This is a genomic window from Rhodococcus rhodochrous, from assembly GCF_014854695.1.
Classification (GTDB): Bacteria; Actinomycetota; Actinomycetes; order Mycobacteriales; family Mycobacteriaceae; genus Rhodococcus.
The window spans coordinates 2,605,693-2,618,678 of the sequence record NZ_CP027557.1; the positions used below are offsets into that span (position 1 = coordinate 2,605,693).

11 protein-coding genes and 1 pseudogene are annotated in these 12,986 nt (G+C 68.2%); 10 read left to right on the forward strand and 2 right to left on the reverse strand.

Annotated elements, in window-relative coordinates; translation table 11 throughout:
- Position 1 precedes the first annotated feature (1 nt).
- The 4 genes from C6Y44_RS12225 to mshC all read left to right on the forward strand — a co-directional run bounded on the left by C6Y44_RS12225 (position 2) and on the right by mshC (position 3,494).
- Positions 2-730: a histidine phosphatase family protein gene (locus C6Y44_RS12225; RefSeq protein ID WP_159418379.1), complete on the forward strand. Its 729-nt coding sequence runs from the start codon at positions 2-4 to the stop codon at positions 728-730.
- 45 nt (positions 731-775) lie between these two features.
- Positions 776-1,366 (forward strand): DUF3090 domain-containing protein, encoded by a 591-nt coding sequence (locus C6Y44_RS12230; RefSeq protein WP_006551966.1) that lies wholly within the window; start codon positions 776-778, stop codon positions 1,364-1,366.
- A 4-nt stretch (positions 1,367-1,370) separates the two neighbouring features.
- Positions 1,371-2,177, forward strand: coding sequence for an SCO1664 family protein (locus C6Y44_RS12235; RefSeq protein WP_159418378.1), 807 nt, complete (start codon positions 1,371-1,373; stop codon positions 2,175-2,177).
- Positions 2,178-2,252: 75 nt separating this feature from the next.
- Positions 2,253-3,494, forward strand: a complete 1,242-nt coding sequence (mshC, locus tag C6Y44_RS12240; protein WP_159418377.1) for a cysteine--1-D-myo-inosityl 2-amino-2-deoxy-alpha-D-glucopyranoside ligase — start codon at positions 2,253-2,255, stop codon at positions 3,492-3,494.
- A 54-nt stretch (positions 3,495-3,548) separates the two neighbouring features.
- Here mshC and C6Y44_RS12245 read toward each other — a convergent pair whose 3' ends face one another.
- On the reverse strand, positions 3,549-6,767 hold the full coding sequence (locus tag C6Y44_RS12245) for a DEAD/DEAH box helicase (RefSeq protein WP_159418376.1): 3,219 nt from the start codon (positions 6,765-6,767) through the stop codon (positions 3,549-3,551).
- A gap of 170 nt (positions 6,768-6,937) precedes the next feature.
- Here C6Y44_RS12245 and C6Y44_RS12250 point away from each other — a divergent pair, with 170 nt between their 5' ends.
- The 3 genes from C6Y44_RS12250 to C6Y44_RS12260 all read left to right on the forward strand — a co-directional run bounded on the left by C6Y44_RS12250 (position 6,938) and on the right by C6Y44_RS12260 (position 10,844).
- Complete coding sequence (locus C6Y44_RS12250) at positions 6,938-8,299, forward strand: hypothetical protein (RefSeq protein ID WP_159418375.1); 1,362 nt, start codon at positions 6,938-6,940, stop codon at positions 8,297-8,299.
- Between the two features lie 83 nt (positions 8,300-8,382).
- Positions 8,383-9,609 carry an AAA family ATPase gene (locus C6Y44_RS12255; protein WP_159419234.1) on the forward strand — a complete coding sequence of 409 codons (1,227 nt, stop codon included), beginning with the start codon at positions 8,383-8,385 and terminating at the stop codon, positions 9,607-9,609.
- Positions 9,606-10,844, forward strand: coding sequence for a vWA domain-containing protein (locus tag C6Y44_RS12260; protein ID WP_006551973.1), 1,239 nt, complete (start codon positions 9,606-9,608; stop codon positions 10,842-10,844). Before C6Y44_RS12255 ends, C6Y44_RS12260 begins: the two co-directional genes overlap by 4 nt.
- A gap of 72 nt (positions 10,845-10,916) precedes the next feature.
- Here C6Y44_RS12260 and C6Y44_RS28100 read toward each other — a convergent pair.
- Positions 10,917-11,114 (reverse strand): annotated as a pseudogene (locus C6Y44_RS28100) (VOC family protein); the annotation flags it as partial.
- 88 nt (positions 11,115-11,202) lie between these two features.
- Between C6Y44_RS28100 and C6Y44_RS12265 the strand changes: the two are divergent.
- The 3 genes from C6Y44_RS12265 to phnH are packed head-to-tail and all read left to right on the forward strand — an operon-like array spanning position 11,203 to position 12,985.
- Positions 11,203-11,967 (forward strand): GntR family transcriptional regulator, encoded by a 765-nt coding sequence (locus tag C6Y44_RS12265; RefSeq protein WP_192378852.1) that lies wholly within the window; start codon positions 11,203-11,205, stop codon positions 11,965-11,967.
- Positions 11,964-12,401, forward strand: coding sequence for a phosphonate C-P lyase system protein PhnG (locus C6Y44_RS12270; RefSeq protein WP_006551975.1), 438 nt, complete (start codon positions 11,964-11,966; stop codon positions 12,399-12,401). Before C6Y44_RS12265 ends, C6Y44_RS12270 begins: the two co-directional genes overlap by 4 nt.
- Positions 12,398-12,985: a phosphonate C-P lyase system protein PhnH gene (gene phnH, locus C6Y44_RS12275; RefSeq protein WP_159418373.1), complete on the forward strand. Its 588-nt coding sequence runs from the start codon at positions 12,398-12,400 to the stop codon at positions 12,983-12,985. The genes C6Y44_RS12270 and phnH overlap by 4 nt, the downstream gene beginning before the upstream one ends.
- Position 12,986 lies beyond the last annotated feature (1 nt).

Below are 12,986 nucleotides of genomic sequence, written 5' to 3' on the forward strand. Positions count from 1 at the left end.
CATGACGGTCATCCTGCTGCGGCACGGACGGTCGACGGCGAACACCTCGCACGTGTTGGCCGGTCGTTCCCCCGGTGTCGAACTCGACGAGGTCGGCCACGTCCAGGCGAAGAATCTCGTCACCCGGTTCGCCGGTCTCGAGATCACCGAGATCGTGCGGTCGCCGCTGCTGCGGTGCCGGCAGACGGTGCAGCCGCTGGCGACCGATCGCGGACTCGAACCGGTCGTCGACGAGCGGCTCGCCGAGGTCGACTACGGGCAGTGGACCGGACGCGAACTGAAGGAATTGGTCGAGGAACCGCTGTGGGCGGTCGTGCAGCAGCACGCTTCCGCGGCGGTCTTCCCCGACGGTGAAGGGCTCGCGCAGGTGCAGTCCCGCGCAGTGGCCGCGATCCGCGAACACGACCGGCGCCTGCGCGACGCGCACGGCAAGGACGTCGTGTGGATCGCGTGCAGCCACGGCGACGTCATCAAGTCGATCCTCGCCGACGCGCTCGCGACGCATCTCGACAGCTTCCAGCGGATCGTCGCCGAGCCGGCGTCGATCAGCGTCGTCCGCTACACCGACACCCGGCCGTTCGTGCTGCGCGTGAACGACACCGGTTCGGACCTGTCCGGACTCGCCGGCCCGTCCGAACCGAAGTCCGTGCCCGGCGGCGAAGTGCCCGGCGCGGTCGAGGAACCCGGCGACCCACCGCAGGGGCACCGACAGGAGACGGCACGCGGATAATGACAGTGACCGTCATGGCAGAGTGTGGGGACTCGAGGAGGTGTGATGGCCCGCGCGATACACGTGTTTCGAACACCTGATCGGTTCATCGCCGGCACCGTCGGTGAACCGGGCGACCGGGTGTTCTACCTGCAGGCCGTGCACGAGTCCCGTGTGGTGAGCGTGCTTCTGGAGAAGCAGCAGGTGCAGATCCTGGCCGACCGGATGGGACTGTTGCTCGAAGAGGTGCAGCGCCGCTTCGGCACGGTGATCCCCGACGATCCCGAGGTCGACGTCAGTCCGCTGGTGACACCGATCGAAGCCGAGTTCCGGGTCGGCACCATGGGTCTGGGCTGGGACGCCGACGCCGGATCGGTGGTGGTCGAACTGCTCGCGGTCACCGACACCGAACTCGACGAATCGGTAGTGCTCGACGACACCGAGGAAGGCCCCGACGCGGTGCGGGTGTTCCTCACCCCGGTGCAGGCCCGCGAATTCGCGGCCCGCTCCGAACTCGTCGTCTCGGCCGGGCGCGCGCCGTGCCCGCTGTGCGGCGAACCGATCGGCGCCGACGGACACATCTGCGTCCGCACCAACGGTTACCTGCGCACTCCCGGATTCGATCCGGCCGCGTGGTTCGGCGAGGAAGAAAGCTGACCGCGTGACGACGCCGGACGTGCGGAGCGTGCTGACCGACGGCGACCTCGACGTCGTCGGGCAGATCGCGCACGCGAGCAACGCGACCCTCGTGTGCGACGCGCAGCTCGGCGACACCGAGGTGCGGTGCGTCTACAAACCCGTCCGCGGGGAGCGGCCGCTGTGGGACTTCCCCGACGGCACCCTCGCCGGACGCGAGGTCGCCTCGTACCTGATCTCCGAGGCACTCGGCTGGGACGTCATCCCGCTCACCGTGCTGCGCGACGGTCCGTACGGTCCCGGCATGGTGCAGCGCTGGATCGACACGGTCGACACCGCGCAGGGCGGAACGGAACGCCTGGATCTGGTGGACCTGTGCCCCGCCGGTGCGGTCGCGCAGGGATGGCTGCCGATCCTGCGTGCCCGCGATCTGGACGGCGCCGAGGTGGTGCTCGTCCACGCCGACGATCCGCGCCTGCAACGCATGGCGGTGCTCGACGTAGTCCTCAACAACGCCGACCGCAAGGGCGGCCACGTCCTCGAAGGTCGCGACGGGCACGTCTACGGCGTCGATCACGGCATCTGCCTGCACCAGGACGACAAGCTGCGCACCGTGCTGTGGGGGTGGAGCGGCGACCCCGTCGACCCGGTCCTCCTCGCCGACCTCGACAAGCTGCTGCGCCGATTCGACGGCGGCTTCGCCGAGGAGCTGTGCGAGCACGTCACCGCCACCGAGGTGCGTGCCCTGCAGCGCAGGATCACCCGCTTGCTCGAACATCCCGTGATGCCGCATCCGCGCGGCGACCGGCGCATTCCCTGGCCCGCCTTCTGACGTCCCAGCCGTTCGCCTACCGCACGCCCGGGTGCCCGCGCGGAGCACTCCCGCGACTCCATTAGGCTCGTAGTCATGCAATCTTGGTCCGACGTCGCGATCCCGTCCGTCCCCGGTCAGGGGCCTCCGTTGCGGTTGTTCGACACCGCGGACCGAGCGGTGCGTCCGGTCACCCCGGGCGACACCGCGACGATGTACGTGTGCGGCATCACCCCCTACGACGCCACGCACCTCGGCCACGCCGCCACCTACCTGACCTTCGATCTGGTCAACCGCATCTGGCGCGACGCCGGCCACGACGTCCACTACGTGCAGAACGTCACCGACGTCGACGACCCGCTGTTCGAACGCGCCGAGCGCGACGGTGAGGACTGGGTCGTTCTCGGCATGCGCGAGACCGCCCTGTTCCGCGAGGACATGGAAGCCCTGCGCGTGCTGCCGCCGCGCGACTACATCGGTGCCGTCGAATCGGTGAACGAGGTCGTCGAACTCGTCGAGAAGCTCGTCGCCTCCGGTGCCGCCTACATCGTCGAGGACGCCGAGTACCCCGATGTCTACTTCCGGACCGACGCCACCGAGCAGTTCGGCTACGAATCCGGCTACGACCACGACACGATGATGCGGTTCTTCGCCGAGCGCGGCGGCGACCCGGAGCGCCCCGGCAAGCGCGACCCGCTCGACGCGCTGCTGTGGCGCGCGCAGCGTCCCGGCGAACCGGCCTGGCCGTCGCCCTTCGGTGACGGACGCCCCGGCTGGCACATCGAGTGCGCGGCCATCGCCCTCAACCGCATCGGCTCCGGCTTCGATGTGCAGGGCGGCGGCAGCGACCTGATCTTCCCGCACCACGAGTACTCCGCCGCGCACGCCGAGGCCGTCACCGGCGACCGGCGCTTCGCGCGGCACTATGTGCACACCGGCATGATCGGCCTCGACGGCGAGAAGATGTCGAAGTCGCGCGGCAACCTGGTGTTCGTCTCCAAGATGCGCGGTGAGGGCGTCGACCCGGCTGCCATCCGCCTGGGTTTGCTGTCGGGTCACTACCGCGTCGACCGTCCGTGGACGTCCGAGGTCCTCGGCGCCGCCGAGGCGCGACTGGCGCTGTGGAAGCAGGCGGCGGCGCTGCCGTCGGCAGCCTCCGCCGAGGACACGGTCGCGCGCCTGCGCCAGCACCTCGCCGACGACCTCGACACCCCGAAGGCCCTCGACGCCCTGGACGGGTGGGCGAGCTTCGCTGTCGAGCGCGGCGGCGACGATGCTGCGGCGCCGGGCCTGTTCGCCGACGCGGTCGACGCGCTGCTGGGCGTGCCGCTGCGCTGACGCGCCCGTGCGTGGTTGGGGTAGCGGGCGTCACCACAACCACGCACGGGGCGGTTACGCCAAGAGCGCGCGGATGTCGTCGGCGGTCAGGGCCGACGAGAACATGTCTCCGTCGTCGACGACGGACGAGAACAGTTCGGCCTTGCGCACTTGCAGCGCCCGCACCTTCGCTTCGATGGTGTCGCGGGCGATCAGCCGGTACACCATGACGTTGCGGGTCTGCCCGATGCGGTGGGTACGGTCGACTGCCTGCGCTTCGGTCGCGGGGTTCCACCACGGGTCGAGCAGGAAACAATAGTCCGCTTCCACCAGATTCAGGCCGAACCCTCCGGCCTTGAGGCTGATGAGGAACACCGGCGCCACCCCGGACTTGAAGTCCTCGAGCACTTTTCCGCGTTCTCGGGTTCTGCCGTCCAGGTACAGGTAGTCAATTCCGGCAGCATCGAGCCGTGTCCGGACCCGGTCGAGGAACCCGGTGAACTGGCTGAATACCAAGGCCCGGTGCCCGCCTGCGATCACGTCGTCGAGCTGTTCGAGCAACGCATCGATCTTCGCGGAGCCGACTGTGCCGTGCGCGTCGTCGACCAGCGTCGGATCGAGACTCATTTGCCGCAGCAAGGTCAGCGACCGCAGGATCGTGAAGCGGTTGCTGTCGAGGTCGTCGACGAGCCCGAGAATCTTCTGCCTCTCCCGCTGCAACTGCCGGTCGTAGAGGGCACGGTGTTTCGGTGCGAGCTCCACCTCGAGCACCTGCTCCTGCTTCTCCGGCAGGTCGGTGGCGACCTGTTCCTTCGTGCGACGCAACATCAGCGGCTTGATGCGCTGCCGTAGCTGCACCAGCAACTCGGGATTGCTGCCGCTCTCGATGGGCTTGCGGTAGTAGTCCTGAAACTTCGTCGGATGGGGGAACAGGCCGGGCGCGGTGATCGACAGCAGCGACCACAACTCCATCAGATTGTTCTCCATCGGAGTTCCGGTGATCGCGACCTTCAGTGACGCCTCGATCTGCCGCACGCACTGATACGCCTTCGCCCGGTGGTTCTTGACGAACTGGGCTTCGTCGAGCAGCAACATCGACCAATCCCGTTCGAGATAATCGTCGATGTCCAAGCGCAGCAACGTGTAGGACGTGACGACGACGTCGATGCCGTCGATCAGTTCGCCCAGCGACGCACCGCGTTTGCCCGACGTCTCGGTGATCGCGACGACATTCAGATCCGGCGCGAACCTCCGTGCCTCGGTAGCCCAGTTCGGAACCACCGAGGTCGGCGCGACGATGAGTACCGGGGCATCCGCGGGTCGCTTCGCGCGCGCGTGGCAGATCAGTGCAAGCGACTGCAGGGTCTTGCCGAGGCCCATGTCGTCGGCGAGGATTCCGCCGAGCCCGTGCGTCCACAAGAACGTCAACCACCGGAATCCGTCGAGCTGGTACGGCCGCAGCGTCGCCTGTAATGCCTTCGGCACCCGGGTCTTTGCTGTGGCCTTCACGTCGAGAAGTCCTTGTACCTGTTTCTTCCAGGCCGCGGCCTGCTTGTCGACGACACCGAGCGCTGCCAATTCCTCCCAGATTCCGGCCTGGAATCGGCTCAGCTGCAACCGATCCGGATCGTCGTCTTCGTGCAGCGCGCGGGCTTCGTCGACGAGCCGGCGCAGTTGCTGCAGTTCGGGCTTGTCCAGCGGCAGGTAGGCCCCGTCGGGCAGCATCAGATACGCCGCCCCGTCGCTGAGTGCGGTGAACACCTCGCGGAACGGGATGGTCGTGCCGTCGAGTTCGATGGTGATGTCCAGATCGAACCAGTCGGAGTCGGCGGTGGCCTTGGTGGACAGTCCGATGCGCAGGCTGTCGCCGACGTCTCGGTAGTCGGCGGGGGTGCCCTCGACGCGCACCTGCACGTCGTCACGGCCGGACAGTAGTGGCAACACCTCGGATACCAGTCGTGCGGTGTTGAGATCGACGATGGTGACGCGGGAGAACAGCTGCCGGTCGACGGAGTTGTCCAATCCGAACGGGGCGACCACCGGTCGGATCTCGGTGAGCAGCGCGTCCTCGACGTCGCGGTCGCGGACGGTGTCGCCGAGATGTTCGTACAACTCGACCGTATATTCGCCGTCGCCGACGGTGTAGACGAACTGCCAGTGCAGATCGGCGCGATGCTGAGGGCGGAACGCGACGTGCAGTAGCAGCGCCGGCCCCGTCACGGTCGGTGCCGTGAACGAGCCGTCGACGGAGGTGACGGTCGCTGCTCGGTGCAGACGCGGGTAGTAGGTGGTCGCGAACCGCGGCACCTGATCTGCCGGCACGGTGAGCGCACCGCCGCTCTGCAGCAGTTGCTGCATGCCGACGGCAACGGGGTTGCGGAGTTGCGCGAGACGGAACGGTAGATCTGCCGGCGCGCCGCCGTCGTGATCCCCGGACAGGAGGTAGACGACGCCGTGGGCGGGGGCGCCGATGAACGCGACCGCGGCCCCGGTCGAATCGTCGCTGATGTGCAGGGCTGGGGTGACGGTCAGGCCGTCACCCACATCTGCGACGTCGACGTGCACCTCTGCGGCGCCCGGCGGCGGCACCGCGCCGTGCTTCTTCTTCGCGTAGCGCAGCTCGATCCCGAGGCGGCGGGCATCGTCGAGCAGCGACCACAGTCGCGGCGACACCGCGGACAGGTCGAGGGTGGTCGAGGCGGAACTGTAGTAACTTCGTGTCGATGCGTGTACCAGCGCCGCGAATTCGAGCAACAGTTGCTGGTGTTGTTTGTTCACGTCGTAGGTGTAGGCCAGATTCTGCCATGAGATGTTGCCGGACACCCACCCGGTGCGTCCGGGACGCAGCACCCGTGCGGACAGCACCGGAGTGGGAGCGTGTGCTCGCTGTGTCAACGCCAGTTGCAGCGCGAGCGGCGTTCCGCTACCGGTCACGTGATCCTCGAACATCGCTTCGAACGGCTCCTCCCAGGAGGGGACAGCCGGGGTCGTATCCTCCTGCGGGACAAGCAACGTGAGCAGAAGCGCTACGGTGTGCTTGCAGTCGTAGCCCACCGGGCACGAACATTCTCCGTACTCGAACTCGAGGCCTCGTGGCCCGGGGTGGAGTCGAACGACCGCCTGGTACATCCGCGTGCCGGCGATCTGTCCGAAACCGACGAGATTGTCCTCGTCGAATCCGCAGTCGACGACCGCGCCCGATTCGGCGTAGCGCCTCCCTCGTTCGAACGTAGGACGACCCACCGCGGTGACCAGCGACTGGATGAGGTGGTCGAATGCTGGATCTCCGGACATGAATGGGCAGTCTATGCGCCCACATCCCGCGCGAGGGCAGGGACTCGCACCCGTCGCCATGCCGTCCGGACCGGGCGCTGGCCGCAAGCGCCGCGACACGCTACGATTGCGTCGATGACAACCTTCTCTGATCAAAGATTGGGGGCCCAGTTCGCTCACGGTGAGTGCTGATGCACCCTCCGACCGCGAACGGGATCGACCCCCGACTGTCCTTCTGGCTGCGTGTGCGCGAGTTCGCCGTGCCGCCGTCCATGATCGAGTCCGCAACCGACCGGCGTCTTGCGGGTGATTGGCGTGGCGCTTGTGCCGCAGCGGGGTTCGATGTCGACATCGATCTGTCCGTGTCGGCCCGCACCTACGGCGCCGACATCGCCGCGCAGGTCTCGGACGACCTCCACCACCTGGCGCCCGACCTGCTGCGCTGGCACCTGCCACGTGTGGCTCCGGATGGACTGCTGCGCCCCGCGCTGACCGTCACACTGGCCGGATACGGTGACATCGTTCCTGGAAATCGATGTCGCGGAACGGGTTCCGTCTATCTGGTTGTCCGCACTGCTCCTGCCTGGGCGGATGCCGGGCAGCGCGTCGTATTGACCCTGTGGGACGGCTCGAATACCGGGAACCATCCGCACCCGCGTCCCAATGCACGATTTCGGCTCGACCTCCACCGGCACCTGTGGGACGCGCGCAGGTCCGGAGAACTGCGATTACGTAGTGGCACAGGACAACCGGCGGACGGAACGACGCTCGACCCCGCCCTGGCCGCGATGATCCCGAGTGGTTGCGCCGTCGACCGCTGGGCGGCCGAATCCGGCATTCTGCTCCGCGCGGCCGGGCAGTGCGACGGTCCCGTACGGGTGCGATCCGGGAGTCGGTTCGACGTCGTGATCGAAGGGCGCGGCGACGATCCTGCGGCGCTTCGACTCGTGGACCACTATTCTCGCGGCCGGCTCGCCGCGCTGCCCGTGCTGCCGGACGCGGCGACTCTGGTACTGCCCGACCTGGAGTTGATCCGGTCGGGAGCAATCACCGCCGACCGACTGCACCCGCTCGTCGCCGCCGCTCTGGATCCGGACCGACCAACGCCGACAACACTCCGGATGCCGAGCCGGGAGAAGCGGATTCACCTGGTCGACTGCCGTGGCGAACGGCACCGGCTCGGGCTCGTCGACGGTGCGCTGACCGCCCTCGATCACGACCCCGCCGAGATCCGGCGCGAGGAACTGCTCGCCGCCCTGGGTGGCATCCCGCTGCCGTGCCTTCAGGCCATCGATCACGCCCATCGCCGTCCGGATTGTCTGCCGGGCGTTCGTGAACGCCTGGACCATGGAGACGCCGCCGGGGCGCTGGCAGTCGTCGAAGGACTGCTCGGTCCCGCTGCCGTCCTCCGTGAAGGACCCCTGCTGGACGAACTCCGCGCGTCGGTCGACCGACGCGACGCATACGACCGCTTCCGTACTGCACCCGTCGAAGCGCCCCCGGCAGCGCGACCTCGACGTTCCCGACGGTCACCCCGGACCCGATTCCGCTGAACCCGTCTCGATCCCGAAAAACAGTGTCCCGCAGGGCAGCCGGTCGGGCTGCATCCTGCTGTTCCTCCACGACCTCACAGGTGATGCACATGTCTTCCACGCCTCTTCCCGGTAGTTCATCGAACAACGAACTCGACAGTGCCGCAACTCTGTTGGACATGCTGGGGGCGGTCACCACCGAGCCTCGCCCCGACAGTCGACTCGAAGCGCTCACCCTGGCCGTAACCGCGGACCTACCGGTGCTGCTGTGGGGTGAACCGGGAATCGGTAAGACCGCCGCCTTGACGCAGCTCGCCGAGGCCGTGGACCTACCGCTGACCACTGTCATCGCAAGCGTGCACGAGCCGTCGGACTTCTCGGGCCTGCCCGTTCTCGGGGACGACCCGGCAACACACGGTGTCCCCATGGCTCCACCGGACTGGGCCGTCCGGCTCGTGCAGGCGGGGAAGGGACTGCTCTTCCTGGACGAACTGTCCACGGCACCGCCCGCCGTGCAGGCAGCCCTGCTCCGCCTCGTCCTCGAAAGACGGATCGGAGCCTTGCAACTCCCGCCAGAGGTCCGCATCGTAGCCGCCGCCAATCCACCGTCCTCGGCCGCAGAAGGCTGGGAGCTGAGCCCACCTCTGGCCAACCGATTCGTGCACCTGCACTGGACCTACGACCACGACGTGGTCGTGCGAGGCCTCGGCGGGACGTGGCCTCGGGCGACGCTGCCGCACCTCGACCGGGAGAAGTTCCCTGCCGCGGTGACCTTCGCCCGGCGCGCGGTCTGTGAGCTGCTCAGCGCCCGACCCGCTCTCGTTCACCAGCTGCCCACCAGCCAGACCCGTCGCGGCAGTGCCTGGCCGTCGCCACGAAGCTGGGACATGGCCGTACGGCTGATCGCTTTTGCGACCGCGGCCGCGTCGTCGAAGGACGTGCTGTCGCTGTTGGTCCGGGGAAGTGTCGGTGACGGGCCCGGCTTCGAACTGCTGGCCGCTATCGACCGTATGGATCTCCCGGATCCCGAGACGCTGCTCGCCGATCCGGAGGCTGCCGAGCTTCCCGAGCGCGGGGATCTGCGCCAGGCAGTGCTCGATGCGGTGGTCGCCGCTGTCCGCCGACGGCCGGAGAAATCCCGCTGGGACGCGGCGTGGACACTCCTGGGCATCGCGGTGCACTCCGGGCCGCCCGACCTCGTGGTGGTCCCGGCGACCACGCTGGCGGCCCTGCGCCGGGACGACTGGGAGTTGCCGGCCTCGATCGACGAACTCGCCGGTGTCGTCGCGGTCGCTCGATCAGCGGACGCCGCCGCGCAGGCCGGTCGATGACGACGTCACCGGCATTCGACGCGAACAAGGTCTACGCCGCCCGGTTGTATGCCGTTCGCGCCCGGCCGTATCTCGCGACCGCCTTGTACGCGCTGCACATCGTCGAGTCCACCCGGGTGCCGACCATCGGTGTGGACCGGTACTGGCGCTGCTACGTCTCACCGGCTTTCGTCGCGCAGCGGCCGGTGGCGGAATTGGCCTCGCTCCTCGTCCACGCGGTGTCGCATCTGTTGCGCGATCATCACGGCCGCAGCGAACGCTACGCCCGCGCACACGGAGCGGGCTCGCGCGCCGATCGGCTGCGGATGAACATCGCCGCCGACGCGGAGATCGACGACGACGCGTTCGGGGACGGATTACCGATACCCGACGATGCCGTTCTGCCGTCGACCCTGCAGCTGCCGGCAGGCCGGCTCATGGAGGACTATCTGCAGCAGTTGGGTCTCGGTCCGTGCACCGACAGGCTGGCCTGGCTCGACTGCGGTAGTGGCGCCGACGGACTGGATCGGGCATGGGAACTGGGTCCGGAGGGGGCGAATGCGCTCAGCGATCAGCAACAGGAGGCCGTCCGTTTCCGCGTCGCGAACAGCATCATCGGGCATCCGGGCAGCGCACCTCGAGGTTGGCGTCGGTGGGCGGAGGAGGCGCTGCACCCGCCGCAGCCCTGGCGAAGCCTGCTGGGCGCGGCGATCCGCTCGGCCACGGCATCGTCCGGCGCCGGGGACGACTACACCTATCGTCGACCGGCGCGCCGCTCGGCAGCGGTGCCCGGGGCGGTACTACCGAGCCTGCGGCGGACCCCGCCCCGGGTCGGCGTCATCGTCGACACGTCGGGCTCGGTTTCCGATGCCGACCTGGGCAGCGCGCTGCTCGAGGTGGCCGCCATCGTGCGGGCCGTAGGTGGGCGACGCGACCTCGTCACGGTGCTGTCCTGCGACGCAGCGGCGCGGATCGTACACCCGCTGTGCACGGCCGAGGACATTCCACTGTTCGGGGGCGGTGGCACGGATCTGCGCGCCGGGTTCACCCGGGTGCTGCGCAGTACACCCCGGCCCGACGTGGTGGTCGTCCTCACCGACGGGCAGACTCCCTGGCCCAACAGCCGTCCGAGGTGCCGAACGGTGGTCGGACTGTTCCCCCGGTTCGCTTCCCTGAGCGAAGCGAACCCCGACTTCGTTCCGGACCGGCCACCGGAATGGGCGCAGGTGGTGGAGATCGGCACCTCGCGCACCTGAGCGGCATCGCCACGCACGCGCGCGGATGCTCCACCGACCGGGTGGTCGATCAGCTCGTGGTGCGAAGAACTCGAACGCGATGTGGTCGAGCCCCGTGTTCCGCTCGTCGAAGGACGCCTGCGGCGGCGAATCGGAATGGGTGCGCAATCCGAACGGTGTGCCACCGTCGAGCGTGAAGACCGCATGATGGACGGCGCCCGGTTCGTCGTCTTCGTCGAGCACGGGTGAGGTGTCGAAGAGGCGGGAGCACCACGCGGTACTGGTGGCCATACAACTACCCGAGTCGTTCAGCTTTGTTTCCCTTCTGCTTATCTGAAGGGAAGTTGTCTGTACAACTCCGTCGGCGACAGTCGTCGACGTGACAGAACGTAGCGGTTACCACGACATCGCGTGTGTGCTCGCCGACGAGATCTCCGAGCTCGAAACCGGTACGAAGCTCGCCAGCGAACACGAGTTGATGCATCGGTTCGGAGTCGGCCGGGCCTCCGCCCGCGCCGCCGTGCAGGAACTCGAACGTCGCGGACTGGTCCGGCGCGTCCGAGGGTCGGGCACCTTCGTCAACCGGCCCATCGACTACCTCATCTCGCACGAACAGCGACCGTCGTGGCACCGCACGGTCGAGGCCGCAGGTGCAACGCCCCGGTCGACGGTGCTGTCCTCCGATGTCCGGCCGGCCTCGGCACGCGAAGCCGCGTACCTGGGGGTCGCGCCCGGAACCGAGGTGCACCATATGCGTCGCCTGCGGTTCGTCGACGGCAACGTCGCGGCGGTCGGCGACGAATGGGTCACCCGTGCCGCGCTCACGGAACTCGGCTCCGGTCTTCGGGTCGAAGAATCTCTCGACGAATTACTGCGTCAGATGGGAAGATTCGACGTCGTGCGGTCGTGGTGCCGCATCGGAACGGAAGTGCCGGCACCGGAGATCGCCGACGCACTCGAAATGAACCTCGTGACGCCCGTGTGGACGGTCGAATCGATCAATCGGGACGCCGACACCGGCGTCGCCGTCACCTACAGCATGTCGTGGATGCGCGCCGACATGATCCGCGTGGTCATGGAAATAGGCGACCGCTCCGTATCGAACCCACTCGAATCTCAGAGGAGAACAGGGATATTCGTATGATTACAGCCGACTACACGCGTGAGCGGCTCGCCGAACTGCTCGCGGCGGCACCCGAACCCGACCTCGTCGCGGCCGCCGACGCGTGTCTGTCCGACGGCGCCGACCTCACCGTCCTGACCGCTCCCGAAGTGGGATGCGTTGCGGTACAGGTACGCGAACCCATCGCCCACGACCGCTTCTATCTCGGCAACGTCCTGGCCTGCCACGCCGAGGTGCGCGTGGCCGGAACCCGCGGCTGGGCTCTGCGTATGGGTGACGACCGCGCGGCCGTGCTCGCCGCCGCGGTGTGCGACGCCGAGGTCGCCGCCGATCGTCCGCACGCCCATGTCGTCCGCGATCTGTGTGCCCGTGTCGAGCAGGACCTCGACCGCGCCGATCAGGAGGAATGGGCCCGGATCGCCCCCACCATCGTGCAATTCGAGGAGCTCACGTGACCATCGCAGACCCGATCGTCGGTATCGGACTCGATCCCGCCACCGCCGGACGCATCTACCGCGACGTTCTCGCCGCGTACACGCGCCCCGGCCTCGAGCAGATGCTGCCCTCGACCGATTTCCCGGCGGCGCTGCTGCCGGCGCTCGCCCTCGCCGATCTCGATACCGGCGTCGAGGTCCTCGAATCCGACGGCCGCCACTGGCTCGAGGTGCTCACCGTCGCCACCGGCGCTCCCGTGACGTCGGCCGACCGTGCCCGCTACCTCACGGTGCTGCGAGCTCCCACCGCCGACGATCTGCTCACCGCGACCCGCGGCAGCGCCCTGTCACCCGAATCGGCCGCGACCGTCGTGGTCGAGGTGACCTCGCTGCGCGGCGGTACCCCGGTCGAACTGACCGGCCCGGGAGTCGAGGAAGCCGAACGTATTTCGCCGTCCGGGTTCGACGAGCAGCTGTGGCGGGCCCGCAACGAGGCCACCGCGGATTTTCCCGCAGGTATCGACCTGCTGATCGTCGCCGAAGACGGTGCGATGGTCGGCATTCCCCGCACGACACGCGTCGTTCCGATCGCAGAGGAGAACTGAC